Below are 26,619 nucleotides of genomic sequence, written 5' to 3' on the forward strand. Positions count from 1 at the left end.
CCTCCTTCTTGGGGCGGGGCCCACAGTGCCCCGCCAGGGACTTTTCCTAACGCGCGTTCTGCTTGCGGTACCGCTCGAGCGCCTGGTCGAAGACGACCCTGTCGGTGATTCCCGTCGTGGCCCCGACGCTCTGGATCGCGATGGAGGCGGCAACGTTGCCGTACTCTGTGCACTTGCGGACGTCTCTGCCCTCGAGGAGCCCGGTGATGAAGCCCGAGGCAAAGTTGTCACCTGCCCCGGTGGTGTCGATGGGGGTCATGCCACCCATGGCGGGTACGACCATCTGGCCGCAGTCGACACCCTTGACAAAGGCACCGGCACGCCCGATCTTGATGACGGCGTGTTTGACGCCATAGGACAAGATCTTGTCGGCGACGCCCTCGACGGTCTTCTCGCCCGTCATGGCCCGTGCCTCGTCGTTGTTGGGGAAGAAGTAGTCGACGTAGGAGAGGGCCTCGGCGACGTCGTCGAAGGTCTCGCCCAGGCGGGGCTTGATCATGTCGGCGCAGATGGTCATGCCGGCATCCCTCGCAACCTTGAAGATCCTCACGATGGCGTCGTTGTCCAGCCGCGGACTGTTGAAGAAGCTCGCCATAGACAGGACGCGCCCCCTCGGGACAAGACCGAGGCCGATGTCATCGCCGCACAGCTTCCAGAGGCTGCCGTTACGGTTGGTGACGAACGTCCGCTCGCCGTCTGCCGTGACCAGGCCGACGTTGATGGAGGTATCAACGCCGTCGGCACGGCGAACTCCCTCGCGGTCGATCCCCTCCCTGTCGCAGTGGCGGATGATGTAGTCGCCAACGGCGTCATTGCCAACGAGGCTGAGAAGCCCGACCCTGCCTCCCAGTCGGGAGATTATCGTCGACTCGTTGATGGCATCGCCGCCAATGGTCATCGAGATCTGCTCGAGGGGGTACGACTCGCTGTCGAAGATGTTCCTGTCGACCGGCTGCAGGGGCACGTCCACGATTGCCGCGCCGACGCAGACAACATCAAGCGTCTTGTCCATTGTGGGCTCCAGTCCTGCTCGCTACCTGAGGTCAGCCTTGTCAGCGTCGCCGAACAGCTCGATCTTGTGTTTCGCACGATCCTTCACGGCCTGACGGACGGCACGCTCGAGCTCGAGGAAGGACTTGTCCGTGCTCTTCCTGATGGCACCCATGGCCGCGTCGCACAGCTCCGTGTGAATGTTGATCTTGGCAATGCCGAGCGAGATCGCGGTCTTGATGTCCTCATCACCGATGCCGGAGGCACCATGCAGGACCAGCGGCACGTCGACGGCGTCGCGGCACTTCTCGATGACGTCGAAGCTGATCTTGGGGGTGGCGCTGTAGTGGCCGTGGACGTTTCCGACGGCGACGGCGAGCGAGTCGCAGTCGGTACGCTCGACGAACTCGGCCGCCTGGCTGGGGTCGGTGTAGGCGTAGGCCGCGAGGGCCTCCTCGTAGACGGTCTCGTTGCCAACGTGGCCGAGTTCGGCCTCGACGGGAACCCCAAGAGGGTGGAAGTAGTCGACGGCCATCTTGATCTCGGCGATATTGTCCTCAAAGGACATGGCCGAGGCGTCGCGCATGACGGAGTTCATGCCGTGGGTGTAGGCGTTCTTGATGATGTCCATGCTGCGGCCGTGATCCCAGTGGGTGATGACGGGGACCTTGGCCTCCTTGGCCATGGCAAGCATCATCCAACAGAAGTCCTCGAAGACCGTATTGCCCACGAAGCCGGTCCCGAAGGAGATGATGATGGGCGCGTTCTCCTCCTCGGCGGCGTCGATGACGCCCATGAGCATCTCGGCGTTCCAGACGTTGAAGTGCGGAATCGCGAACTGGCCGTCCTTGGCCTTGTTCTCCCAGTACTTGATGTTGGCAAGCATGCTGTTCCTTCCAGGTTCGTGTCTTGTGTTTGCTGGCTGCGCAGGGAAGAGGCCTACTCGCAGCCGGGGGTCCCGGCGACCTTGACGACGCCCTTGACCATGTCGGCCTTCCTCTTGGGGTCGATGGCCTCGGTGAACGCTCGCTGGACGTCCCTGTAGTCGTAGACGTTGGTAACCATGGACTTGACGTCGAACTTCCCGCTGGCAATCGCCTCGATGGTGCGGGGGAAGTCGTTGCAGTAGCGGAAGGACGTCTGGATGACGACCTCGCGGTTGATCTTGAGGAAGTCGATGGGCACGGGCTTGCTCTGGGTGCCGACCATCATGATCTTGCCACCGCGGGCGACGATCTGGATGGCCTGCTGCGCGAGGAAGCCGGAGCCCGAGCACTCGAATACGAGGTCGACGCCGTGGTCGCCGAACTTCTCGTCAGAGCGCAGGTATTTGACGATGTCGGTGCCCTTGCCGTTAATGACTTCCTTTGCGCCGAGCCTCTTGGCAAGCTCGAGCTTGGAGGGGATGACATCGACGACCGTGACGTCGGTTGCGCCGAGGCTCAGACAGGCCTGCAGCGTCATGAGGCCAATCGTGCCGCCGCCGAGGATGACGATGTGGCTGCCGAGGCTGGCGCCACCGAGGATGGCGGCGTGCATGCCCACCGCGGCGGGCTCGACGAGCGCAGCCTCCATGGTGCTCATGCCCTCGGGGACATGGTAGGTCCACTCGGCGGGATGCACCATGTACTGGCAGAGCGCGCCGCGGTAGTTGGGCTGCGTTGCCATGAAGTCGACGTCGGGGCAGATGTTGTAGCGCCCCTCGCGGCAGTAGCCGCACGTCCCGTCGGGCACTCCGGGCTCGATGAGGACCTTGTCGCCGGGCTTGAACTCGGTGACGTCAGCGCCAACCGCGGCGACCTCTCCGGCGACCTCGTGGCCGAGGCCGATCACCTGGTTGGGGTCCTTGGGCGGAATGAAGGGGCCAAACTCGAAGCCGTGGATGTCGGAGCCGCACATGCCAACGTACTCGACCTTGAGCAGGATGTCGTTGGGGCCAGGCGTGGGGACGGGCGTCTCGCAAATCTCGAATCGCTTCGGCTCCACGAGGATTGCCTTGCTGTTCTTCATTGTGATCAACACTTCCTAGGGTCTTGTGGTCTTCGGGGTGCGCTCGTGCTACTCGACGTCACCGATGGACTCGACGGACTCCCCACGCGTCTCGATGCCCAAGGCGGCGACCGCGATCGCGATGATCACGGCGACGATGGCGAGGAGGACGAAGACGTAGCTGGAGTTGGCGGCCGCGAGCGAGGTGACCAGGAACGGGAAGAAGACGTTGCTCAGACGGCCCATGGCGTTGCAGAAGCCGGAGCCGGAGAGCTTGGCCGAGGTGGGCCACATCTCGGGCACGTAGACGGCGGACGCATAGCAGACGTACATGTAGATGACCGTGTTGAGCAGGAACGTGAGGGCGATGAGGCCGTTCATGTCGACGAGGCGAAGCTGCGTGGCAGCGCCAGTCGCAATGCCGAGGGCTGCCATGCCCGAGAGCAGCAGGACGCCCATGACCTTGCGTGGGACGCGGTCGATGACCAGCGACGCGATGAAGATGCCGAAGGGGGCGCCAAACAGGCCGAACATGGTCATGAACTGCGAGGTCGACGTATTGTAGCCAAGGCCGACGAGAAGCGACGGCATCCAGGTCATGAGTGTGTACTGGATGGTGTTCATTCCGATGAGCACCAGGGAGCCGACGATGGTGCGGCGCATCAGCTTGCCGTGGAACAGGGCGGCGTACGGAAGGCTCTTGACCTTCGCGGGCTCCTCGGTGACGGGCGGCAGGGGCTTGCCGGTGGACGCCTCAATCTCCTTCTCGATCTTGGTGAGGATGGCGTCAGCCTCTTCGACGCGACCCTGAGACTCGAGCCAACGCGGAGACTCGGGGAACTTGGAGGCGATGAGAAGCGATGCGATGATCGAGAGCGCGGAGGGAATCATGAACTGCACGCGCCAGTTCATGCTCATGGAGAGGCCCGAGCTGATGAGGATGAAGCCGATGAGGTTGGCGATGGGATGCGCCCAGTTGCCGATGAAGGAGGTGCGGCTGGACCACGTGCCGCGGTTGCGGCCGGGGACGTACTCGGTGAAGCCCGCGAACAGCACGACGAGCAGCGCACCGAGGGCGAAGCCCTGGACGAATCTGCAGACGTAGAGCACCTGGACGTTGGGTGCGAACGCGGCGCCAAGCATGACGAGGATGTGGAGCGCCTCGTACACCAGGATGGACTTCTTGCGGCCGATCCTGTCACCGATGGGGCCGCCGACCAGGGCACCGAAAAGCTGGCCCAAGGTGTAGACGGTTCCCCACATGGCGAGGAGCGTGGTGCCCGATTGGAGCCAGTGGACCTCGTTCAGAAGGATGTTCTGGACGGAGCCCGAGATTGCGTTCGACCAGCACACGAGCAGTGCGAACGCGACGATGAGCCACATCTTGACGTGCCAGCTCGAGTTGGGCAGACGATCGAGCCTCGCACCGATGTTTGCCCCCTTGATTTCGTTCATTCCTTCTCTCCGTTCTTGCCTTTGTCTGTTTCCTGCGGGGACACATCCCTACGAGCGAACGGCGTCCCTCAGTGCGGAGTTGACCTCGCCCTGCATCACGTCCCAGGCGCGCTCGATGTCAGCGTCCTTGTTCCAGAGCGCCGGGGGACCGAGTACGACCACGTCGGCGCCGGCCTCGTACAGCGGCCGGTAGACATCACCGTTCATGGAGCCGTCAGCCTCGATGAGGAAGTCGAGGCCCATCTGGCGGCGCCAGTCGGCGAGCGTGCGAATCTTGTCGTACATCTGCTCGATGACCCTCTGGCCCGCGTAGCCCGCGTCAACGATCATGACCGTCACCTTCGAGAGGAGGGGCAGGTAGTGCCTGATGCCCTCGAGCGGCGCGGCGGGGTTGAGGGCGACGCCCGCCTTGCAACCCAACGAGATGATTCTGTTGATGGTCACGAACGCGTCGCTCTCGATGCAGTCTGTGTGCGGCGTGATGTAGGTCGCACCCGCCCTTGCGCACTCCTCGATAATCCACTGGGGATGCCTGACCATGAGGTGGGCGTCCATGGGGGTGGTGGTCCTCCCCTTCAGTGCGGCCATGAAGTCCGGGCCGATGCTGTAGGTCTTGACATAGTTTCCATCCTTGATGTCGATGTGGAAGAAGTCCGCGCGTCCGTCGATGAACTCGACCTGGCGTGCGAAGTCAAATAGGTCGCAGCAACCCATCGACGGTGCGAGCAAGAGCCTCTTTTCCATGGCGTTGCCTCCCTGCTCGTGGCGAACCGACACCCCGTGGCCGCTAGTCGAAGTCGTAGTCGTCGGCATAGTCCTTCTCGCCGAACTCCTTGGCGTCCTTGTCATCCTCGTCGTAGTGGAAGACGACCTTGACGGCGGACTTGTCGGCCATGGCCTTGAAGCCCTCGCGCCACTGGGAGAGACCCATGCGGTGCGTGATCATCGGCTGCATCATCACGGCACCGGACTTGATGAGGCGGATGCACTCACGCCAGGAGGTGGAGTCGTAGGCCTGGTGGCCGATGATGCTCTTGTTCCACTCGGTGATGTTGTTGATGGAGAACTCAAGCGGCTTGAAGCCCATGCCGACACGAACGACCTCGCCGTTGGGGCGCAGCATCTCGAGGGACTGCTTGAGGGCGATGTTGGCGCCGGAGCACTCGACAACCAGGCCCAGGTTGTCGCGGCCGCATATCTCGATGCAGCGCGCGACGACATCCTCGGTGGAGCCGTTGACGCAGTGGGTGGCGCCAACCTCGCGAGCGATCGGGAAGCGGGTCTCGACGTCCTCCTGCAGGCCGACCGTCACGATGTTGATGGCACCCATGATTCGGGCGACCTGGACGGCGAACAGGCCCAGGGGACCGGTTCCGAACACGACGACGTCCTGGCCGGGGAGCAGACTGGACTGCTGGGCGATGGCGTTGTAGGAGTTGGAGACGGGATCGAGAAGGGCTGCCTCCTCATACTTCACGCCCTCGGGAATCTCCCAGATGGCGTGCGGGTGGAGCTGCAGGATTCCGCCGGGAATCTTGGCGTATTTGGCGAAGCCGCCCGAGCCACCGAAGACGTCCCAGTTATGGTCGAGGCCCAAACCCGACTTGTGCTCGCAGAGCATGAAATCGCCGCGCTCGCAGGCGGGACACTTGCCGCAGGCCTTGCCGGAGTTGTCGGAGACGACGCGCTGACCGACCTTCCAGTCGGTCACGTTCTTGCCGACCTTGACGATAACGCCGGCGAACTCGTGACCGCGGATGGAGTCGACCTTCTCCGAGGTGTTGCTGCCCTCAAGGTCAGCGTACCAGTGCTTCATGTCGGCACCGCAGATGGCGGCCGCCTTGATTCGGATGATCACGTCGTCGGGGCCGCACTCGGGAGCTGGCACGTCGATGTAGTGATAGCCTCCGAACTCGCCATGGTCACAGTAACGGGTCAAAGCCTTCATACGATTCCTCCCCTGTCCTTCCGGCGGCACCTTGCCCCCCGGTCTTCCTGACGCCTTCGTTCTTCACAGAATTTGTTTGCTTCAAATACTAAAACCTGTGTAGCATGTAATTTACTCTGTGTTTTAAAAGAATAATTCTGTGTTTTGAAGAATTACCGTGAACGGACCAATAGCGTCTGCAGGCGGTAAGCGAAAGGGGCTCACCATGGAGATAGGCCCCGTAACAGAGAAAATGTGGGGTTGGCCGCGTAAGACGGTATGGAGAAACGTCAGCGACGCTGTTCCTTGGGCGAGCGCCCCACAGTTATTGAACGTAATTTTGTGCGCGCGCAGCGTTTGCCCAGTTGAGCTTTTGAGCGGCGGGGATTGCGCGCAATAATCCGAGCGGGCCACGCCATTGGCTGGCGCGTGGGAGGGTTCGGAACCGTCTGTTGCGATCCGTTAAAACACGAATTGACGGTTTGTGGCAGTTTGCCGCAAATCCTTGATATGATATACATGTAGTGGCAAATCACCTACCTGCGGTATCCCAAATCTCAAAGCGCCTGCTACTCGGGAGCACCGCGAAAAACTGCCACCAACCGTAAAAATGCGCCATCCAGCAACCCCCGACGATGCCTCGGGTGCCGTCGGAATGAGCTCCACCTCGCTCGAACCCGCCTGATGGCACGTTTTTACGGTTGGTGGCAGTTTTATAGGGACAGCCTGAGTATCCAGAGGTTCAATTGTTGATAATTCGCAGGTCAGAGATTTGAGACATCGGAGCCTTCATATAAAGAATTTGCCTGAAACTGCCACAAACCGTCAAATCGCGAAGGTGGGTTGCCAGAATCTCCCTAGATTCCCCGTGCAACCACCTATCAGGCAGGATGAGCGGTCGGCAATCCGCCAGCGATGTCAAAGCCATAGGGTCATACGTACGCATCACCACGATTTTCTGGCAAGGCTGCTCGCCGCGCGCCCTTCCGTGCCAAACCCGTGTGACGGCCGCGCCAATGAGACACCACGACCCATCTGCCTGCGTCTTTCTCGCCAACATGCAAGAAGCCCCGGAGCAGCCACCCGCCCCAGGGCCCCATCCCCAGCCTACTGCCGGTAGTAGCTCAAGAAGTCCTCGAGCTTGTCCATGGCCTCATGCAGCGTATGCCTGCGCGGCAGGTAGACAATGCGGAAGTAGCCGGGCTTCTCCCAGTTGAAGCCCTTGCCCGCCGTGACGAGCACGTGCTCGTCTTTGAGCAGGTCAAGCGCAAACTGGTCATCGTCGGTGATGTGGAACTTGTCCGGGTCGAGGCGCGGGAAGATGTAGAACGCCGCCTCGGGCTTGGTCACCGTGACGCCATCCATGGCACTCAGCCGCCCGTAGACGTACTCGCGCTGCTCGTAGATGCGCCCGCCGGGGACAAGCAGGCCCTGGCTGCGCTGGATGCCACCCAAGCAGGTCTGCACGATCGACTGTGCCGGCACGTTGGAACACAGGCGCATGTTGGACAGCATATTGATGCCGTCAATCAGGTCTTTTGCGATGCGCTTGTTGCCCGAGAGGCTCATCCAGCCAATGCGGTAACCTGCGACCATGTGGCTCTTGGAGAGCCCGTTGAACGTGATGCAGAAAAGGTCGGGCGCAAGGCTCGCGATGGAGACGTGTTGCTTGCCGTCCATCACAAGGCGGTCGTAGATCTCGTCCGCAAAGATCACGAGCTGGTTCTCTCGCGCCACATCCACAATCTCCTGCAGCACCTCGCGCGGATACAGGGCGCCCGTGGGGTTGTTGGGGTTGATCACGACGATGCCCTTGGTACGCGGCGTCACCTTGCTCCGGATGTCCTCGATGTCGGGATACCAGTTGGTCTTCTCGTCGCAGATGTAGTGCACAGCTGTGCCGCCGGCGAGCGTGGCGCAGGCGGTCCACAGCGGATAGTCCGGACTGGGGACGAGGATTTCGTCGCCCTCGTCCATGAAGGCGTTCAACGCAAGCTGGATGAGCTCGGAGGCGCCGTTACCGGTGTAGATGTCCTCCACATCCACGTTAGGAATGCCTTTGAGCTGGTCGTACTGCATGATGGCCTTGCGCGCGGCAAAAAGGCCGCGGCTGTTGGAGTAGCCCTCGCACTCCGTGAGCTGGTCCTGCATGTCCTTCACGACCTCGTCCGGCGTGCGGAAGCCGAACGGGGCGGGGTTGCCGATGTTGAGCTTGAGAACGTGGATGCCTTGGTCCTCCATGCGGTATGCCTCGTCTAGGACGGGCCCGCGGATGTCGTACAGGACGTTGTCGAGCTTGGATGACTTCTTGAACTGGCGACGAGGCATGGTGGGTTCCTTCTTCTCGGTGGGATTGCTTGACGGGTCATATGCCGCGGGACTCGAGGCTGGCGGATCGGCTAGGGCTGGCGTGGCAATCTCGCCTGCGTCTCCCAAGAGCCACTCGGCACTCACGCCGAGGGAGCCGGCGAGAAACAAAAGCGTTGCCTTCCTGGGCGTGGTCTTGCCACTGAGATACTGGCTGAGCTGCGACTTCCCCAGCTTGACGCCATCGGCGACAGCAAGGCGGACAAGATCAGCCTGGCGCAAGCCCCTCTTGTTCATTGCCTCTCCAAGTCGCTCGGAGAATGTCTCGTGCTCTTGACCTGCCACTGTTCCTCCTCTTCCGGGCTTCGCGGTTGCAGACAAGAAGTTCAACTTTATCTTCACGTGCGTTCCGCCGACATCCCTGAAGTTCAAATTTTTTTTTTCCAGTGCAGTAAGTTCAATTTATGGAAGACTATCATGCTGAAGTTCATAATACGAGAAGAAAAATTGAACTTCACGACCAATGCACGTCGTTTGTCGATAGGAAGCAGCCTTGGGTATCATGTGGTAACAGCAGTTGGCAACTCGAAACGTGGAGAAGCGCACATGAAAGTCATAGCTACCGCCATCGCGTCGTTTGTCGCAGTCTCTCTCGTACCCTCGGCGTACGTGGTGGGAGAGCCCCACTGGATGGCCTATCTTGTCTTCGCCCTCATGCTTTGCGTGATAAATGCACTGGTGAAGCCAGTCGTGCAGGTCCTCTCGCTCCCCGTGACAGTCATCACTCTCGGGCTTTTCTCGTTTGTGGTCGACGCGCTTATGGTGTCGCTCGCGTCCAATCTCGCCGAAAGCGTGTTTGGGATGGGCGTCGTGGTCACGGGCTTCTGGGGGACGCTCTTTGTGGCGCTCATCGTAAGCATTGTGTCCGGAGTCCTCGGCGCCAAGGAGTGATGACGGGTCACCATCAAGTCGTAGAATATCGCCGGTTGGCGTGCGATAGCCGTCCATGAAATCCTAAACGATGGCCAGACGCGGCTTCGGACAGACTATAGCCCGAAGCCGCCAGCAAAGTCCCAGAGCCTCAACCCCACAAGCACCCATCGCCAATCCTGTTGCACGGATGCCGCCAAACCGGGCTATGCCATCACATCACCGTTCTTCAGGTGCTCGGCGTAGCCCCTTCCCCACGTCTCGATGCTTGCCAGCACCGGTGCAAAGTCCTCTCCCACCTGCGCGAGCGAGTACTCCACGCGCGGAGGCACCTCGGGAAAGACCTCGCGGCGCACTAGACCCTCCGCCTCGAGCCGTTTGAGCTGCGACGAGAGCGTGGAATGCGTAAGCTCTGGCATACGCCGCTCGAGCTCACCAAAGCGTAGGGTCCCTCCACTCAGATGGTGGAGAATCACAATTGACCACTTGCCCCGAAGAAGCCACTGAGCTGTCACAAACGGGCAGGTACCAAAGTTCTCGGGCTTGCTCTGCATGAAAGCCGTCCCTCCTCGCCCAGGCACATGACAGCAGCATTGCCTTGGCATAAGTATCTTTTCTCATACTAAGTATTGAGAAAAAACGATATTTATCAAGTCTCATTTATTGGCTACACTGAGATCAGTACAGAGTTACTACTAAGTTCGCAAACAAGAGCTGAACAGGAGATAGAAGATGTCAGACAGGAACATCCTCATCGTTGTGGGGACCCTTCGCAAGAACGGCTACAACGAGCAGCTGGCCCGGCGAATCGAGTCGCTGCTCGAAGGCCGCGCCAACGTGAGCAGGCTTGACTTCTCGATGCTTCCGCCCATGAACCAGGACATCGAGAGCCCCGAGCCGCCCGCAGTCGCAGCTGCGCGCGACGCCATACGCAAGGCCAACGGCGTGTGGTTTGTCGTTCCGCAGTACAACGCCTCGTACCCCGGCCACGTGAAGAATCTTGTTGACTGGCTGAGCAGGCCTCTTCCCGGCCAAGGCCGCGAGAGTGCCGTCTCCAACGGCATGCACGCCACCGTCTCGGGTGCGGGCGGCCAGACGGCTACGGCCGAGATGCGTGAGGCACTCGACGCGCTTCTCGCCTTCGTGGGCGCGCAGGTCATGCCCGAGGGCGAGACCGGCATCGCTCTCTCCAGCGAGTCCTGGACTACCGGCAACCTCGTGCTCTCCGCAGACGACGAGACGGCGCTTGCGGCACAGGCCACGGCTTTCCTCGATTTCATCGCGTGACCCCTGACCAATCGGGTGTCAAATAGCAAGCTTCGCGACCGCCGCCTCCTCGTGGGACGGCGCCGCCACATGCCAGCCAGGGATTGGGGAATCCATGGGCATGAAGAAGTCGAAGAAGGATGTTGTCTGCGGCTACAAGCATATGACCGGGGCGGATATCGAAGCGGCAGTGGAGGCCGGTGCAACGGGTCTCTCGGATGCAAAGCGCATGACCGGTGCCGTTGCCAAGTGCGGAAAGTGCAGGGGCGCGATGAAGAAGTGCCTAGGGAAGGCTCTCGCGACGCTGAGACCGGTGAGGAGCTCGTGGTGTACCGAAAACTCTATGGTGACAGCTCACTCTGGGTGCGTCCCAAGGTGATGCTTCTCTCCGAGACGGGCCACGAACGCCATCCATGGGCCACGCAGCGCTCGTGAGACAAGGCGGCTGTCCCCTTGTCTCCGCACGCATCGCGTCCCAGTGCTACGCTCAACTCGAGACAACCAACAGAGAGGACGCACGCATGCCAGACGGTGAGTATCCATCCGCGGGGGCTGCAACGGCCGAGGACCTCGAGACCTCAGAGCGCCTCGTCGACTTCATCCGTCATTGCCCCAGCATGTTCCACACGGCGGCAACTGTCACCGCCCGCCTTGACCAGGCCGGATTCACACACCTGCCCGAGGGAGACGCCTGGGGCGTAAAACCCGGCGGCTCGTATTACACCACGAGGAACACTTCGAGCGTCATTGCCTTTCGCGTGGGCGAGAATGCCCTCGATTGCAACGGCTACCACTTCCAGATGACCGCCGCACACGCGGACTCCCCCACCTACAAGGTGAAGTCGGTTCCCGTGCTCGAGGGGCCCGAGGAGTGCCTGCGTCTGGACGTCGAAGGCTATGGCGGCATGATTGGCTACACCTGGCTCGACAAACCCCTATCGCTCGCAGGCCGAGTCCTCGTGCGCACCGCCGACGGCATCGAGAGCCGTCTCTTCGCGCCTGACCGCGACCTGTTGCTCATCCCCAGCGTTGCTATCCACCTCGACCGCACCGTGAACGACGGCAAGGCGTTCAACGAGGCCGTCGACCTCTGTCCGCTCTTCTCGGCCGGACGCCTCCGCAAGGAGGACTTCGACCGCATGGTTGCTGAGGGCGTGGGCGTCGACCCCGAGGACATTCTCGCGCGCGACCTCTTCCTTGTGAACCGCGAACAACCGTGCGTCTGGGGCCTGGCGGACGAGTTTGTCTCGTCGCCCAAGCTCGATGACCTGCAGTGCGCATTCGCCTCGCTCGAGGCATTTGTTGCCGAGAAGAATACCCAGTGCGTGACCGTCTACGCGTGCTTCGACAACGAGGAGGTGGGCTCCAACACCAAGCAAGGGGCCATGTCGACGCTGCTCCACGACACGCTGGTACGCGTCAACGCTACGCTGGGCATGGGCGAGGAGGGCTACCTGCGCGCCCTCTCGCGCTCCTTCCTTGTGAGCTGCGACAACGCGCATGCGCTGCACCCCAACCACCCGGAGCTCTATGATGCCGTGAACCGCTGCCACTTGAACGGCGGGCCGGTAATCAAGGAGGCGGCTAACCAGATGTACACGACCGACGCATTTAGCCGCGCGGTCTTTGTGGCGCTGTGCGAGCGAGCTGGCGTGCCGTACCAGACCTTCGCCAACCGCTCCGACATGGCCGGCGGCTCGACTCTGGGAAACCTCTCGAACACGCAGGTGAGTGTACATGCCGTGGATATCGGCCTGCCGCAGCTCGCCATGCACTCCAGCTACGAGACCACGGGCATCCGCGACACCGCATGGACCATCCGTGCGCTGCGCGAGTTCTTCTCGGCAGACCTGCGAATAACCGGCGCAGAACGTGTAGAGATCGCCTCGTAGGTGCTGGTTTGGCGGCCCCGACACGTGTCGGGGCCGTCTTTTGCTGAGAAAGGCAGCCGCGTGCACGGTTCAAACCCAACCCTTTGGCACCGCACGCGGCCTCCGGAGCCCGTGGTTGGCGTGGGCGTGACAGGCTTCAGCTTCCCACGACAACGCATCCGCAGGGACAAAATCGACAGTAGGCCGATGAACGACAGGCATTCGACGTCACTGTTGCACCGGGCCGTGGACGATGCCACGCGCAGCATCGCCACTGAGCAGGCCGCATGGGGCAGGGCGGCCGTCCCCGAGCACTAAATTGACGTTTGGCGACAGTTTTTCGAGGGTGCGCAAAGTACAAACTGGTTCGAGGTTTGTTGAAGTGCTGGTCAGCGATTTGCCACTCCGGCGGTATCACATCAAGGATTTGCCCGGAACTGCCACCAAACGTCAATTCGCGTTCCGGCCGGCGGCGAGGGGCTTCCCCGGGCGCCGACGGCACCATCGACCCCTGTGGGGACGCGGGCAGGGCCGGGCGCTCGCCAGACAGCGGCCGCACGAATTTACGGTTTGTGGCAGTTCCGGGCAAATCCTTGATATGTTTCAGAAGAGGTCGCAAATCCGTGACCTGCGGATCAACAAACATCAAACCAGTTTCTACTCGAGGGGTCCCCGGAAAACTGCCACCAAACGCCAAAACGTGCCAAATTAGCCTAAATGAATTGTGTACAATTTGTCGTATGCAATCAATTCACCCTGAAACGCCAAAAAATGCGTCCATACTACAAGCAGCCAAACCAAAGGCCCAGGCATTACCTGGAGAAGGAGCAGATATGGCATTCGAGAGCGCCACCAACTATCTTGACTTTTCCGTCACAGCACAGAACGGCAATACCGTCCCCCTGAGCACCTACGCCGGCAAGGTCCTGCTTGTCGTGAACACGGCAACCGGCTGCGGCTTTACGCCCCAGTACGAGGACCTCGAGCGCATCTATGCCGCCCACCACAACCAAGGGCTCGAAATCCTGGACTTCCCCTGCAACCAGTTCGCCGGTCAGGCACCCGAGTCCGATGACGAGATCAACCAGTTCTGCTCGCTCAGATTCAACACCGAGTTCCCCCGCTTCAAGAAGCTCGACGTAAACGGCGACACCGCCGACCCACTCTTTGCCGCGCTTGCAACCGAGCGCCCGTTCCAGGGCTTTGGCGGCAGCCCCAAGGCGGACGCCCTCGACAAGTTCGCAAAGGCCAACAACAAGAAGTTTGGCGACAAGGCCTACATCATGTGGAACTTCACCAAGTTCCTCATCGACCGCAACGGCCACCTCGTGGCCCGCTTCGAGCCCACCGCCGATATGGCCGAGGTCGAGCGCGCAATCGTGGAGCAGCTCTAGTGGTAGCCCACCCTCACACGCAGGCCTCCCCCACAGAGCTCCTGCGTCTAGACAACCAGCTGTGCTTTCCGCTCTATGCGTGCTCGAAGGAAGTCGTCCGCAGCTACAAGCCGCTTCTTGGGCCCCTCGGCCTCACCTACACGCAGTACCTCTGCATGATGGTCCTCTGGGAGGAGCACTCCGTAACCGTGAGCCGCCTCGGCGAGCGGCTCTACCTGGACTCCGGCACGCTCACGCCGGTCCTAAAGAAGCTCGAGGACCATGGCTACGTAACCCGTCAGCGGAACGCCGATGATGCCCGCGTCCTCGAGGTGAGTCTCACACCCAAGGGCTCTCAGCTACGCAACCGTGCAGCTGAGGTGCCCCTTGCGCTGGCATGTCGCCTGTCCCTCACAAAGGACGAGGTCACAGAGCTCAAACGGCTGCTTGCAAAGGTCCTCGAGAACGCACGCGGGCAGGTTGAGAAAGAAGGAAATGAAGCATGACCGGCTCCGCAGCGACGAAGGACGCCGAAACGGACACACCCAACCCCCTGCCGCAGACCACCCGTGAAACCACCATCGTACGCACAAGCATCCTGGGTATCGTGACAAACGCGTCGCTCGCAGCGCTCAAGGCTGCGGCGGGGATTCTCTCCAACTCCATCGCCATCACACTCGATGCCGTGAACAACCTCTCCGATGCACTGTCCTCGGTCATCACGATTGTGGGCACCAAGCTCGCCAGCCGCGCGCCCGACAAAAAGCACCCCATGGGCTATGGGCGCATCGAATACCTCACGGCCACAGTCATCGCAATCATCGTGCTATATGCAGGTGTGACCTCGGCAGTCGAGTCCGTGGACAAGGTCATCTCGCCCGAAGCACCAGACTATTCTGCCGCGGCACTGGTGGTTGTCAGCGCTAGCGTACTCGCAAAGGTCCTGCTCGGACGCCACGTGCAGGCAGTTGGGCATCGCGTCAATGCAGGTTCGCTCGTGGCCTCGGGACAAGACGCGCTCTCCGATGCCGTGCTTTCGGCCTCCACGTTGGGGGCTGCCATCGCCTACCTTGTGTGGGGCATCTCACTTGAGGCCTGGGTTGGCATGGTCATCTCCACCTTCATCGTGAAGGCGGGCCTCGAGATGCTCTCCCAGACGCTTGGGCAAATCCTCGGCGAGCGCGTGTCGGCAGGACTGGCCGAGAAGGTCAAGACCATCGTGGCCGAGGACCCAACCGTACTTGGCGTCTACGACCTGGTGCTTCACAGCTATGGCCCTGAGCGCCTTGTGGGGTCGCTCCACGTGGAGGTGCCCGACACAACCTCGGCAGAGGTCATTGATGAACTCGCCCGACGTACGCAGGAGCGCGTCTACCAGCGCACCGACGGGCAGGTCATCGTCGCAGCCGTGGGCATCTACTCGAGAAGCACCAGCCGGAACGCCTCTGACATGCGTCGACGTGTGAAGCGCATCGTGATGTCACATGACCACGTGCTGCAGTTCCACGGCTTCCACGTGGACGAGACCCGCCACCTCCTTGAGTTTGATGTGATCATCGGTTTCGAGGCGCCGGACCGCATAGGTGAGTACCACCAGATCGTACGCGAGGTCGAAAAGGCCTTTCCTAACTACACCGTATGTGCAACGCTGGATACGGACGTTAGCGACTAGAACACCACGGCCAACAAAGAAACAGCGGCACGGGAATTCACCCTCCCGTGCCGCTCGCCGCCGTTCATTACCAGACGACCGCATAGAGTTATGCGGTCGGGAGGCCTTACGCGCGCGCGATGTTGTAGAACGCCGAACGACCTGCGTACTCGGCCGAGGACCCCAGTTCCTCCTCGATGCGAAGCAGTTGGTTGTACTTGGCCACGCGGTCGGAGCGCGCGGGGGCGCCGGTCTTGATCTGGCCGGCGTTGGTTGCCACGGCCAGGTCGGCAATCGTGGTGTCCTCGGTCTCGCCCGAGCGGTGCGAGACGATCGTGGTGTAGCGAGCGCGCTGAGCGGTCTGCATGGCCTCGAGCGTCTCGGTGAGGGTGCCAATCTGGTTGACCTTCACGAGCAGCGCGTTTGCCGCACCAAGCTCGATGCCGCGACGCAGGCGGGCGGTATTGGTGACAAAGAGATCATCGCCCACGAGCTGCACGCGGGAACCCAGGCGTGCAGTGAGCTGACGCCAGCCGTCCCAGTCCTCCTCGGCCAGGCCGTCCTCGATGGAGATGATTGGGTACGTGGAGACCAGCTTGTCCCAGTAGTCGACCATCTGGGCGCTGGTGAGCGTGCGGCCCTCGCCCTTGAGGACATAGGTGCCCGTGGCGGCATCGTAGAACTCGCTCGTCGCTGGATCCATGGCAAAGACGAAGTCGTCGCCAGGCTTGAAGCCGGCCTTCTCGACAGCCTTCATGAGGTACTCGAAGGGCTCGGCGTTGGTCTTGAGGTCGGGCGCAAAGCCGCCTTCGTCACCCACGCCAGTGGAGAGGCCCGCGTCCTTGAGGACACCCTTCAGGGTGTGGTAGACCTCAGCCGACCAGCGAAGGGCGGTGCGAAAGTCAGGGGCACCCACGGGCATGATCATGAACTCCTGGAAGTCCACGTTGTTGTCGGCGTGCACGCCACCGTTCAGGATGTTCATCATGGGCGTGGGCAGCGTGTGGGCGTTGGGACCGCCCAGGTAGGCGTAGAGCGGAAGCCCCGCCGACGCCGCTGCCGCACGGGCGGTGGCTAGGCTCACGCCGAGAATTGCGTTGGCACCCAGGCGACCCTTGTTGGGCGTGCCATCCGCGGCGATGAGGGCCGCGTCAACAGCGCGCTGGTCACGGGCATCAAGGCTGAGAACGGCCTCGTGCGCCTCGTCGTTCACATGGGCAACGGCATTCTCGACACCCTTGCCCTGGTAGCGGCCTGCGTCGCCATCGCGAAGCTCAACAGCCTCGAACTCGCCGGTAGAGGCGCCGGAGGGGACGATTGCCCTGCCAAAGCTACCATCGGCGAGCATGACCTCGGCCTCGACGGTAGGGTTGCCGCGGGAGTCTAGGACCTCGCGTGCATGGACCTTCTCGATTGCACTCATGGCTACCACCTTCCTGTGGTTGCCGAGACGTCAGGCCACTGTCCCCGCTGTCCCGGCTCTCTCATGTGCCGTACTGAAGTTTACTGCTTCTTACTTTTTGTATATACCCATATGAAGGACATGCATACCCCACAATGCCCAAGTGTTGCTCGACCGCAGAAAACCCATGGACGCAGCGTGGGGCTGTACCGAGCGGAGGTGCCGCGACACAAACGCGCCGCCGACGCAAGAAAGGGGAACGTCGGCGGCACTTGTGTTGCCGACTTGTCCGGGGAGAGGGTCCGGGCATTTCGGCGGGAGTCAACGGCTTTCCTTCCCTTGCGCTGCAGTCGCATACGCTTGGAAAAGACCTCACGTGGAGTTAACTTGCCTTAACTCTTGAACATAGAGTACACCATAGCTAACTCTATGTCGACGGCAAATTGCAAGATTTCGCGATTATTTTTGTGAGTCGCAAAAACCGCGACTTGTCATTAGGTCCCCGGGTCCGGCGCCGGAGCGCCGGACCCAACGGGCACCCTACCCCCAAACCTCCTCGGCCACCTCGCGCACCAGGCGAACCTTTGCCCACTGCTCGTCCTCCGTGAGCTTGTTGCCAATCTCGCACGAGGCAAAGCCGCACTGCGGAGAGAGGCAGAGGCTTTCCAGCGGCACGTAGTGCTCCGCCTCGCGGATGCGCCCAACCACGGACCCCTTGCTCTCCAGCACGGGCGACTTGGTGGTCACGAGGCCGAGAACCACCTTCTTGCCTGCAGGCACCTTGGCCAGGGGCTCGAAGCCGCCGGAACGCGCGTCGTCAAACTCGAGGAAGAAGGCGTCGACGTTCTCGCAGGCGAGGAGGAAGTCGGCCACGTCGTCGTAGCCGCCCTCGCACGCCCAGGTGGAGTGAAAGTTGCCACGGCACACGTGGGTGCTCACCGTAAGGTCGGCAGGGCGTCCCTCAAGCGCACGGTTGTTAACGTCGAGCAGGTCTTCCTTCACGCGCTCAAGACCTGCGGAATCGACGCCAAAGAACTGCTCGGCGTGCGGGTCGATGACCATGCCCCACGAACAGTCGTCGAACTGGAGATCCCTACAGCCGGCGGCATAGACGTCGGCAATGAAGGCCTTGTACGCGGCAACGATATCGTCTGCCAGCTCCTCTTTGCTGGCGTAGTGGCGCCTTGTGCCCTCCAGGTTGAAGGGCATGGCAAACTGCTCGAAGAACTGGGCGGGTGCCGGGATGGTGAGCTTGGCCACGCACCTCTCGTCCTCGAGCGCCTGGACAAAGCGGAAGTGGTCGATGAAGGGATGGCTGTCGCGATAGGCAACTTTGCCCACAAGGTAGGTGTCGTCGATCTTGGCCGCCTCGTCGTGGAAGGGCAGGCCCTCCTTGGTGGGCCGATGGTCCACGCCCCCAAATGCCCACATAAAGTCGAGGTGCCAGGTTTCGCGACGGAACTCGCCGTCGGTAATCACGCCAAGGCCGGCGGCCTTCTCCTTTTCCACCAGGTCACGGATGCACTCGTCCTCGATGGCGGCAAGCTCCTCGGCCGAGATGCGCCCGGCCTTCCAGTCAATGCGGGCCCGCTTCAAGCGCTCGGGACGCAGGAAGCTGCCAACAACGTCGAAGCGGTGCGGGGTCTTCTTGTCGTAGGGGATGCTCATGGGAACCTCTTCTCTTATCCAGCGCGCAAGCGCCAACGGCTGTGGTCTTCACGTAAGAGATGGTGGCGGTTCTCGAAGTGGCGAGGAAGTATCGATATGCTATCGATAGAGATAGCCTGAAGCTATGAGACCAAGATGTAGCACGACTACTCTGCATAGCCTATAGCTCGTTATAGATTAGCTCGATAGCGCTTCGTCGCCCTCCCCGCCCAAGTGCCCGAGGTAGACCTTCACGTATCCGCGCAGGTGCGCAAGGTAGCTCTCGGCAATGGGCGAGAGGGGCCTACGCGGCTGGTGGATGTAGCCCAACTCCATCACGTCGCCGTCTTCGAGCGGCACGGACACGATGTTCCCGCCGTTCAGGTCCTTGCTCAGGATGCCAGACGCAATGGTGTAGCCGTCAAGCCCTATGAGCAGGTTAAAGAGGGTCGCGCGGTCGGTGACCACAACGGCCTTGTCCACGGGCTCGACAATGTGGGGCTCCTCGGCAAAGTAGAACGAGTTGCGCGACCCCTGGTCGTAGGAGAGGCGTGGGTAGGGTGCGAGGTCCTGAAGGGTGACGGAGGTGCGCCTGGCAAGCGGGTTCTCCCTGCTCACGAAGACGTGTTCGCGCGCCTCGAAGAGCGGCTCGAAGCGCAGCTCGGCGTCGCGGATGGCACTGGAGAGCACTTCGCGATTGAAGGAATTCCTATAAAGGACGCCCAGCTCAGAGCGCTGAAGACGCACGTCCTCGATGGTGCCGAAGGTGGTTCCCTCGCGCAGGCTAAATTCGTAGCGGCTCTCGCCGTACTCGCGCACCAGCTCGGCAAAGGCGTTGACCACGAATGCGTAGTGCTGGCTCGACACGCCAAAGACGCGACGGACCGGGGCACCATGCTTGTACTGCGCCTCGAGAAGGTCGGCCTGCTCGATCACCTGGCGCGCATAGGAGAGAAAGCGCGTGCCGTCCTCGGTAGGGACAACCCCCTTGCTCGAGCGCTCGAAGATGGTAATGCCCATCTCGGCCTCAAGCTCGGCAATCGCCTTGGAGAGAGATGGCTGGGCTATGAAGAGCGTTGCCGAGGCGGCAGTAATCGAACCAGCCGTTGCGACCTCGACAACGTAACGCAGTTGCTGCAGTGTCATGGCGCCCCCCTTGCACAGAAAACCACACGCTGTGATGGTAGCGGAAGGGGCACGTCCGCGTGTGCGGGGAAGGCGTGTAACCTATGGCGGGGTCGAATGGCCCCGCAGAAGGCGCGTCCGCGTGTGCGGGGAAGGCGTGGGGGATGCAGCAGCGCAGCCACGTCCTGCATCCCCACGCCTTCGAACGGCTACCGCGCGAGCTTCTCGCCCAGCGCCTTGCACGCCACAAGGCCCTCGTCATCGACCTCGAGGTGCTGCGTCAGCGTGTCGGCAACGTTTACGCCTGCCTCACGCGCGGCATCGGACCAGATGTTCATCCACTCGCCGCCGCCCCAGTCATATGAGCCAAAGAGAGCCACGGGCTTGTCGCCAAACACGGGAACGCAGTCGTTCCAGACGGCCTCGAAGTCCGGATCGAGCTCCTCAGAGCCCATGGCGGGGCAGCCAAACGCAAAGGCATCGTAGTCTGCCACCTGGCTGGCAGAGAAGTCCGAGACCTCGATTGCCTCGGTGCCAGCACCCTCGGCCACGGCATTTGCCATGGCCTCGGTGTTGCCGCTCATCGTCCAATAAACCACCGCAACCCTGCTCATGAAAGACCTCCTTGGTCGTGTTTGGAGCCCGCGCGAAACACGCGGGCATGGTTGCCATCTGCGTGGCCGCCAGGCATGGCGCTTGCTGGAAAGGCCCGTTTGCCCGGGCCCACGTCACGCGAGCAGCGCCCCAAACGCGGCACCCCGCTCAAAGCTGTGGCGACATTGGGCCTCTTGCTTGGCGAGACGGGCAAAGCGCTCGCGTGCGGCGTCCGCATCCCCGTAGGCGCGCCATAGGCCCCGGCAGGTCTCCTTGCGACCCTCCACGAAGCCCATAACGTCCTCGAGCGGATAACCCAGGATGAGCCCTATCTCGTGCGGGAAGGGCGCCTTGGATGGCGCCTCCTTGGGTGCCGTCTCGCTCCGCGAGCGGTAGTAGCGTGCAAGCCTCCTTGCAGCTTCGCCCACAAGGCGATGGGGGCCTTCCACGGGTAGCCCATGTGCACGCAAGAACGCCATGCGCTCGGGGTCGCAAAGCACCGCGCCCACCATGTCCGGGCGCCACACGAGGACCGCAAACCTCCCATGGACCCATGAAATGCCCGTAACCTCAACGCTCCGAGAGCGCAGGTAGCGCGAGAAGGCACACAGGGCAGAGCGCGCGACCCCCGGGCACACGGCGACGTCTGGCCTCAGCGTGAAGAGCGCCGCCGGCTTTGCACCGGCTATCACTCCAGCCGCAGCCGAGACGAGCGCCTTTGCAAGGCTCACGCAGGCCCGGCACTCTTCCTCCGAACACCCGTCAAGCTCCGTCGTGTCCGCACGGACGTCCATAACAACCTCGTCACTCAACGACAGCTCCCAACTCATCCTGCGGCAACATGCGGGCCTCGCCCGACCTGCGCCATCGCAGCACCAATAGTTAGCCATAGTTTACTCACAGCTTGCCACATGGCTACAGCCCATTTGAACGGATGCATGTTATCCCCATCTAACTGGAAGTTTCTCTGTATTCGGCACTGTAATCGGTCTGTTTGGGCTCATTGGTCCGTTTGGGGTTGAGTGCGTCTTGCACAAGGCTGATGTTCTCATGAGGTGTCGCAGGACAAGCGGCCGGATGTCAAGGGAAAGGAACGACCATGGCAGCACATCACTTCTGGCTCTTCGCAGGCGGCGCTGCGGCGGCTGGTGCCGTAGCAGGGCTGGCGCAAAGCGGGCTTCTCCACAGGGGCGCCGTTGCCGTGACCAGCGGCTGCATGGCGGTTGCGGATGCCGTGAGCGCCGAGACCCAGAGCATTGCCGATGACGCGGATGACTGCCGCGCCGAGGCCCGTCGCCAGGCAAAGATCGACGCCGCGGTGAAGGACCGTCTCTCCGAGCTCGAGCCCCAGATTCGCAGGGAGGCAACCGAGAAGGTCGACGCGGCAGGCGCAGGGAAGTAGTTCAAGGGTAGCGAGGCGACGAGACCCCATGTTCTTCACAATCGCATCCGACATACCCGGCCGCCTGCGACTACGCTGTGGCGCCCAGGTGATTGATGACGACGAGGCCCGTGGAGTGTCGGTCGCCCTCCTCCAGGTGGACGGCGTGCGTCACGCGGAGGCCCATCCGGCGAACGGCTCGATACTCGTGACCTTCTCGCCAGATGCGCGCCAAGCGGTTCTCGACGCCGTGCGTGCGCTCGACGTGTGCGCCCTTCCCCGCCTGGAGGAGAGCGACCTAGCCATTCCCATCGAGGTCCAGACCGCGATGGAGGACAACCGCTTCCACATGGAGGTGGCAGGGATTGTGGGGTGGCACGTTGCGCGCGCCCTCATCCTGCCCGCCCCATTGGCGGTAGCCTACACCGTGTTCAGGGCGGTGGGATTTATGACGAGAGGGCTCAAGCAGCTCTTCTCGCACGGCCTTACGGTCGAGGTGCTCGACGCTACGGCAGTCATCGCGTCAATCGCACGCGGCTGCCTCTCGGACGCGAGCACGGTCATGATGCTCATCACGCTCTCCGACGCCATGCAGGCCCACGTCGAGAGACGCGTGCGCCTTGCACTTGGCCAAGGGCTTGTCACACGTCCCGAGAAGGTCTGGGCCGTCGTTGACGGCGAGGACGTGGCCACCCCCATCGACCGCGTGGAGCGAGGCATGGAGCTGCACCTCCTCGCGGGCTCGGTCTTGCCCGTCGACGGAGAGGTGACGCTCGGGGAGGGCGAGCTCGACGAGTCGTCCATGACCGGCGAGTCGCGCCGGGTTCACAAGGGCTCCGGCTCCATGGTCTACGCGGGAACCGCCCTCGAAGACGGTGACCTGCGCGTGCGCGTGACAACCCCTCCGGGACGCGCGCGCATCGACCAGATTGTTGACATGGTACAGGGCTCGAGCGACCTCAAGGCAGGGGCGCAGAGCAAGGCCGAGCACTTGGCCGACTCCCTTGTCCCCTACAGCTATCTCGCCTTCTTCGCCATCTGGGGCATCACGGGGCAGATTGCCAAGGCCATGGTCGTGCTCATGGTGGACTACTCCTGCGCCATACGCCTCTCCACGCCCATTGCCGTGATGAGCGCCATGAACGAGGCATACGCGAACGACATCGTGGTCAAGGGCGGCAAGTACCTCGAGGCGCTCGCCGACGCCGACACCATCGTCTTCGACAAGACCGGCACGCTCACCCACGCAAAGCCCACACTCGAGAGGGTCATTGCCTTTAACGGTGCCGATGAGAACGAGGCGCTTACCTATGCGGCCTGCATCGAGGAGCACTTCCCGCACAGCATGGCCCGCGCCATCGTCGACGGCGCGCGCAGGCGCGACCTGAACCACGAGCACGAGCTTCACGCCAGCGTGAACTACGTGGTGGCCCACGGCATCGACACCATGGTCGGCGGACGCCCGGTGTGCATTGGCTCGTACCACCTTGTCTTCGAGGACGAGGGCGTAGAGGCACCTGAGGGCCTCGAGGAGCTGGTGGAGCGCGAGGCGCCCACCGCATCGGTGATCTACATGGCCGTGAGTAAGGTGCTTACGGCAGCGTTCTGCATCTCCGACCCCGTACGCCCGGAGGCCGCCAAAGTGATTCGCGCGCTGCGCGGCCTGGGCATCGAGAGGGTCGTCATGCTCACCGGAGACTCTGAGGCCTCCGCACGCGCCGTTGCCGAGAGCCTGGGGCTTGACTCCTACCATGCGCAGGTGCTTCCCGAGCACAAGAGTGACTACGTGCAGCGTCTTCGTAAAGGTGGCCACAAGGCCATCATGGTCGGCGACGGCATCAACGACTCTCCCGCACTTGCCGCGGCCGACGTCTCGGTGGCCATGTCCGACGCAAGCGACATAGCGCGCGTCGTCGCGGACGTCTCGGTGCTCGACAGCACGCTTGAGCCTCTCGTCACCATGAGGCAGGTCTCACAGAGGACCATGGAGCGCATCCACGCAGGCTATCGCTTCATCGTGACCTTCAACTCGGCGCTCATCGCGCTTGGCGTGGCGGGTGCGCTTACGATAAGCACCGCCGCGTACCTGCATAACCTCTCGACGTTTGCCATCGCTGCGGCGAACACTCGGCCCTATCTCAAAAAGTAGCGGTTCCGCACGAGAAGAAATCCCGCTGAGAACGCTCACGATCCCGGGCAATCATCGGGAGTCGTGAGCTTATTGCGACTCAGTCTCGCATTTAGTGCTCCCAAGGGGTATAGTGCCACCAACTGTACGACATTCTCTGGGCGTCATGCATGGGCACATCAAGCGCGGCGCCCCATGATGCCTTGGAGTACCAATGAACCTAAGAGAGAGCATTACCAAAGCATATGGCGGCGAGCGAACCGGGGGCCACGGTGGCCTGGAGATTCTCAGGCACATTGGCCCTGGCCTGCTCGTCACGGTAGGCTTCATCGACCCAGGCAACTGGGCTTCGAACATGGCGGCCGGTTCGCAGTTTGGCTATGGGCTCCTGTGGGTGGTCACACTCTCGACCCTGATGCTCATCCTTCTGCAGCACAACGCCGCGCACCTGGGAATCGCCACCGGCGAGTGCCTGGCCGAGGCCACCCACAAGCACCTGCCCCACTGGCTTGGCACCACGATTCTCGGAACGGCGTATCTCGCCACGGTGGCCACGGCAATGGCCGAGGTCCTCGGTGGGGCCATAGCGCTCCAGATGCTCTTTGGGCTGCCTGTGCGCGTGGGATCCATCATCGTGGCCGTGGTCTCGATTGCGATGCTCGCAACCAACTCGTATCAGCGCATCGAACGATGGATCATCGCGTTTGTCTCGCTCATTGGCCTTGCGTTTCTCGCGGAACTCGCCCTCGTGGGCGTCGACTGGCCCCAGGCCGCAATCTCGTGGGTCCAACCGAGCTTCCCGGTGGGGTCGGCCGCCATTGTGATGAGCGTGCTGGGCGCCGTGGTCATGCCGCACAACCTCTTCTTGCACTCCGAGGTCATCCAGAGCGTTCACTACGAGAGGCAAGGCGACGAGAAGATTCACGAGCGCCTGCGCTATGAGCTTTTCGACACGCTCTTCTCGATGGGCGTGGGCTGGGCGATCAACTCCTCGATGGTGATTCTCGCAGCGACCACCTTCTTCGCGCGTGGCATAGTTGTGGATGACCTCTCCGTTGCCGCAGCCACGCTCACGCCGATTCTGGGACAGGCAGCCACCGTGATCTTTGCCGTGGCGCTCCTTCTGGCGGGCCTCTCGTCTTCCGTCACCGCTGGCATGGCGGCCGGCACCATCAGCGCCGGAATGTTTGGCGAGGAGTACGACATCCATGACCGTCATTCCTCCGTAGGCGCGCTTGCCTGCCTGGCCGTGGCTGCCCTCGCGTGTCTTCTCGTCGAGGACACCTTCCAGGGGCTGGTGCTCTCGCAGGCGCTGCTCTCCCTGCAGCTCCCCATCACCATCTTCACGCAGATCAGCCTTACAGGCTCAAGGCGCGTCATGGGGAAGTATGCCAACACCGCCCTCACCAATGTGCTGCTCGTGGCAACGGGCGTGGTGGTGACCGCCATCAACGTGATGTCGCTGGTGGGTTAGCAGGTGTGCAGGTGGTGACGCGATGGCACCGCAGGGCGCGCTTGCACAGCAGCATCGCATGAGAGATGTGGCGCCCCACCAATACGGGGCGCCAGGAGGCCGACCAGACCTTCTGCCCGTCTACCCCACGAGCGAGAGATCTCGGAGAGCCCCCTCTTGCTAAGGCTCACGCGCTCATCGCCACCGTCGTCCACCACGAGGCACGGCACGCTCATGTTGCCGCCTGCCACGGAGGGTGTCGCCGCGAGCGTCGCCACGTCGGCAACAAGTGAGGTGGCCGGCGCATAGCCCACAAACGCAAGCACGCCCTGGTAGTTCACGACCTCGGACGTGATAGTGATCTGCCCACCAAAGCGCTCCTTCTCCACCACCAGAACACGATAACGGCCCGGGCAAGGTAGAGTGCGGCGGCAATCCCGGCAGGGCCACCGCCTATCACCACCGCATCGTAGACGTTCTCGGCATCATTGTCGCCCATCTTCAGTCCCCCCACCGAGCTCGGCAAGTCAGGAATGGGCCCGTCAGCACATGGGCGGGGTCGGCGAGCATGGGGTAGGGTCACCTTAGAAATGCGGTCGGACTCGTCGTGCCAGGCCTTGTGGACGAAGTGGGTGTTACGGGAGGCGAAGTGGACCTCGCAGTTCTCAGCCTTGAAGCCGTCATAGTTCTCCTGAAGCTCCTTGAGCTCGGTGGAACAGACATAGGTGAAGTCTACGGGATAGGAGAAGAACAGGCTCCACTTGCCGAGGATGTCATCCTTGATGATGGTCTTGAAGTCAGCGTTCTGGTGAGCCTGAACGCTGAAGTTGCAAATCTCCTTGTTGATGAGGGCCGCGCGGACCCCATCCAACCTTCGATCACCAAATTATTGCGCGCAGTTTCATGCCTGCCACACGTTTGCCCAGTTGGCCTTTGAGGCTCCCCAAAGTAGCGCGCAATAATCCAGATGGGTCGATGGGTCGTACCCAGCTTCGACCAGTGCTTGGCAGAGCACCCCTCGCAGGCTGCCGTGTTCTCGCATTCCCGCAGATAGTTAGACAGCCATGCTCGCCTGTATTAGCCTCACAAGTGACCTGTTGACGTTATTGAGAAGTAATCCTAGCATTATT

General features: G+C 62.0%; 25 protein-coding genes and 1 pseudogene. 11 read left to right on the forward strand and 15 right to left on the reverse strand.

The genetic code is table 11. The annotated features are described in order from the left end of the window. Positions 1-46: 46 nt before the first annotated feature. From E0E00_RS00975 to E0E00_RS01005, 7 genes are all read right to left on the reverse strand, one after another. Positions 47-1,012 (reverse strand): carbohydrate kinase family protein, encoded by a 966-nt coding sequence (locus tag E0E00_RS00975; protein ID WP_130810578.1) that lies wholly within the window; start codon positions 1,010-1,012, stop codon positions 47-49. A 21-nt stretch (positions 1,013-1,033) separates the two neighbouring features. After that, positions 1,034-1,876 (reverse strand): ketose-bisphosphate aldolase, encoded by an 843-nt coding sequence (locus E0E00_RS00980; protein WP_130810580.1) that lies wholly within the window; start codon positions 1,874-1,876, stop codon positions 1,034-1,036. A gap of 53 nt (positions 1,877-1,929) precedes the next feature. After that, on the reverse strand, positions 1,930-3,000 hold the full coding sequence (locus E0E00_RS00985) for an NAD(P)-dependent alcohol dehydrogenase (RefSeq protein WP_130810582.1): 1,071 nt from the start codon (positions 2,998-3,000) through the stop codon (positions 1,930-1,932). 48 nt (positions 3,001-3,048) lie between these two features. Beyond that, positions 3,049-4,434, reverse strand: a complete 1,386-nt coding sequence (locus tag E0E00_RS00990; RefSeq protein ID WP_130810584.1) for an MFS transporter — start codon at positions 4,432-4,434, stop codon at positions 3,049-3,051. 48 nt (positions 4,435-4,482) lie between these two features. After that, positions 4,483-5,178, reverse strand: coding sequence for a ribulose phosphate epimerase (locus E0E00_RS00995; protein ID WP_130810586.1), 696 nt, complete (start codon positions 5,176-5,178; stop codon positions 4,483-4,485). A gap of 43 nt (positions 5,179-5,221) precedes the next feature. Beyond that, positions 5,222-6,382: a zinc-binding dehydrogenase gene (locus E0E00_RS01000; RefSeq protein ID WP_130810588.1), complete on the reverse strand. Its 1,161-nt coding sequence runs from the start codon at positions 6,380-6,382 to the stop codon at positions 5,222-5,224. A 1,086-nt stretch (positions 6,383-7,468) separates the two neighbouring features. Beyond that, the gene (locus tag E0E00_RS01005) at positions 7,469-8,965 is read right to left on the reverse strand and encodes an aminotransferase class I/II-fold pyridoxal phosphate-dependent enzyme (RefSeq protein ID WP_130810590.1); all 1,497 of its coding nucleotides are present in this window, start codon (positions 8,963-8,965) and stop codon (positions 7,469-7,471) included. 309 nt (positions 8,966-9,274) lie between these two features. Between E0E00_RS01005 and E0E00_RS01010 the strand changes: the two genes are divergently transcribed. Next, complete coding sequence (locus E0E00_RS01010; protein ID WP_165443482.1) at positions 9,275-9,619, forward strand: phage holin family protein; 345 nt, start codon at positions 9,275-9,277, stop codon at positions 9,617-9,619. A 185-nt stretch (positions 9,620-9,804) separates the two neighbouring features. Here the strand turns inward: E0E00_RS01010 and E0E00_RS01015 are convergent, their stop codons facing one another. Then, on the reverse strand, positions 9,805-10,152 hold the full coding sequence (locus E0E00_RS01015) for a helix-turn-helix domain-containing protein (protein ID WP_130810594.1): 348 nt from the start codon (positions 10,150-10,152) through the stop codon (positions 9,805-9,807). 178 nt (positions 10,153-10,330) lie between these two features. Here E0E00_RS01015 and E0E00_RS01020 point away from each other — a divergent pair, with 178 nt between their 5' ends. From E0E00_RS01020 to E0E00_RS01050, 7 genes and pseudogenes are all read left to right on the forward strand, one after another. Further along, positions 10,331-10,885: an NADPH-dependent FMN reductase gene (locus E0E00_RS01020; protein WP_130810596.1), complete on the forward strand. Its 555-nt coding sequence runs from the start codon at positions 10,331-10,333 to the stop codon at positions 10,883-10,885. A gap of 100 nt (positions 10,886-10,985) precedes the next feature. Beyond that, positions 10,986-11,138, forward strand: a pseudogene (locus tag E0E00_RS15250) ((2Fe-2S)-binding protein); the annotation flags it as partial. 53 nt (positions 11,139-11,191) lie between these two features. Continuing rightward, on the forward strand, positions 11,192-11,299 hold the full coding sequence (locus E0E00_RS15255) for a DUF1653 domain-containing protein (RefSeq protein ID WP_207302597.1): 108 nt from the start codon (positions 11,192-11,194) through the stop codon (positions 11,297-11,299). An 86-nt stretch (positions 11,300-11,385) separates the two neighbouring features. Then, the gene (locus E0E00_RS01035; protein WP_130810602.1) at positions 11,386-12,756 is read left to right on the forward strand and encodes a M18 family aminopeptidase; all 1,371 of its coding nucleotides are present in this window, start codon (positions 11,386-11,388) and stop codon (positions 12,754-12,756) included. Positions 12,757-13,568: 812 nt separating this feature from the next. Beyond that, a complete protein-coding gene (locus E0E00_RS01040) occupies positions 13,569-14,129 on the forward strand; it encodes a glutathione peroxidase (RefSeq protein WP_130810605.1) in 561 nt (186 codons plus the stop codon). Further along, on the forward strand, positions 14,129-14,614 hold the full coding sequence (locus tag E0E00_RS01045; RefSeq protein ID WP_130810607.1) for a MarR family winged helix-turn-helix transcriptional regulator: 486 nt from the start codon (positions 14,129-14,131) through the stop codon (positions 14,612-14,614). The genes E0E00_RS01040 and E0E00_RS01045 overlap by 1 nt, the downstream gene beginning before the upstream one ends. After that, positions 14,611-15,780, forward strand: coding sequence for a cation diffusion facilitator family transporter (locus E0E00_RS01050; RefSeq protein ID WP_130810609.1), 1,170 nt, complete (start codon positions 14,611-14,613; stop codon positions 15,778-15,780). Before E0E00_RS01045 ends, E0E00_RS01050 begins: the two co-directional genes overlap by 4 nt. Positions 15,781-15,886: 106 nt before the next feature. On the opposite strand, the gene eno is transcribed toward E0E00_RS01050, so the two are convergent. From eno to E0E00_RS01075, 5 genes are all read right to left on the reverse strand, one after another. After that, the gene (gene eno / locus E0E00_RS01055; RefSeq protein ID WP_130810611.1) at positions 15,887-17,182 is read right to left on the reverse strand and encodes a phosphopyruvate hydratase; all 1,296 of its coding nucleotides are present in this window, start codon (positions 17,180-17,182) and stop codon (positions 15,887-15,889) included. Positions 17,183-17,701: 519 nt separating this feature from the next. Continuing rightward, complete coding sequence (locus E0E00_RS01060) at positions 17,702-18,829, reverse strand: 5-methyltetrahydropteroyltriglutamate--homocysteine S-methyltransferase (protein WP_130810613.1); 1,128 nt, start codon at positions 18,827-18,829, stop codon at positions 17,702-17,704. Positions 18,830-19,006: 177 nt separating this feature from the next. Then, complete coding sequence (locus E0E00_RS01065) at positions 19,007-19,954, reverse strand: LysR family transcriptional regulator (RefSeq protein ID WP_130810615.1); 948 nt, start codon at positions 19,952-19,954, stop codon at positions 19,007-19,009. Positions 19,955-20,142: 188 nt separating this feature from the next. Beyond that, positions 20,143-20,547: a flavodoxin domain-containing protein gene (locus E0E00_RS01070; RefSeq protein ID WP_130810617.1), complete on the reverse strand. Its 405-nt coding sequence runs from the start codon at positions 20,545-20,547 to the stop codon at positions 20,143-20,145. A 114-nt stretch (positions 20,548-20,661) separates the two neighbouring features. After that, positions 20,662-21,339 (reverse strand): DUF3793 family protein, encoded by a 678-nt coding sequence (locus E0E00_RS01075; protein WP_165443483.1) that lies wholly within the window; start codon positions 21,337-21,339, stop codon positions 20,662-20,664. 287 nt (positions 21,340-21,626) lie between these two features. Between E0E00_RS01075 and E0E00_RS01080 the strand changes: the two genes are divergently transcribed. The 3 genes from E0E00_RS01080 to E0E00_RS01090 all read left to right on the forward strand — a co-directional run bounded on the left by E0E00_RS01080 (position 21,627) and on the right by E0E00_RS01090 (position 25,510). Then, the gene (locus E0E00_RS01080; RefSeq protein ID WP_130810621.1) at positions 21,627-21,929 is read left to right on the forward strand and encodes a DUF1490 domain-containing protein; all 303 of its coding nucleotides are present in this window, start codon (positions 21,627-21,629) and stop codon (positions 21,927-21,929) included. 28 nt (positions 21,930-21,957) lie between these two features. Beyond that, positions 21,958-24,057 carry a heavy metal translocating P-type ATPase gene (locus E0E00_RS01085; protein WP_130810623.1) on the forward strand — a complete coding sequence of 700 codons (2,100 nt, stop codon included), beginning with the start codon at positions 21,958-21,960 and terminating at the stop codon, positions 24,055-24,057. A 193-nt stretch (positions 24,058-24,250) separates the two neighbouring features. After that, positions 24,251-25,510, forward strand: coding sequence for an Nramp family divalent metal transporter (locus E0E00_RS01090; protein WP_130810625.1), 1,260 nt, complete (start codon positions 24,251-24,253; stop codon positions 25,508-25,510). Here E0E00_RS01090 and E0E00_RS14835 read toward each other — a convergent pair. Together E0E00_RS14835 and E0E00_RS15260 are read right to left on the reverse strand one after the other, a co-directional pair. After that, the gene (locus E0E00_RS14835) at positions 25,507-25,881 is read right to left on the reverse strand and encodes a hypothetical protein (protein ID WP_242622077.1); all 375 of its coding nucleotides are present in this window, start codon (positions 25,879-25,881) and stop codon (positions 25,507-25,509) included. The genes E0E00_RS01090 and E0E00_RS14835 overlap by 4 nt on opposite strands. Beyond that, positions 25,827-26,360 (reverse strand): redoxin domain-containing protein, encoded by a 534-nt coding sequence (locus E0E00_RS15260; protein WP_371683360.1) that lies wholly within the window; start codon positions 26,358-26,360, stop codon positions 25,827-25,829. The genes E0E00_RS14835 and E0E00_RS15260 overlap by 55 nt, the downstream gene beginning before the upstream one ends. Positions 26,361-26,619: the final 259 nt, after the last annotated feature.

Source organism: Olsenella sp. Marseille-P4559 (assembly GCF_900605015.1).
In the GTDB taxonomy this organism is placed as follows: domain Bacteria; phylum Actinomycetota; class Coriobacteriia; order Coriobacteriales; family Atopobiaceae; genus Tractidigestivibacter.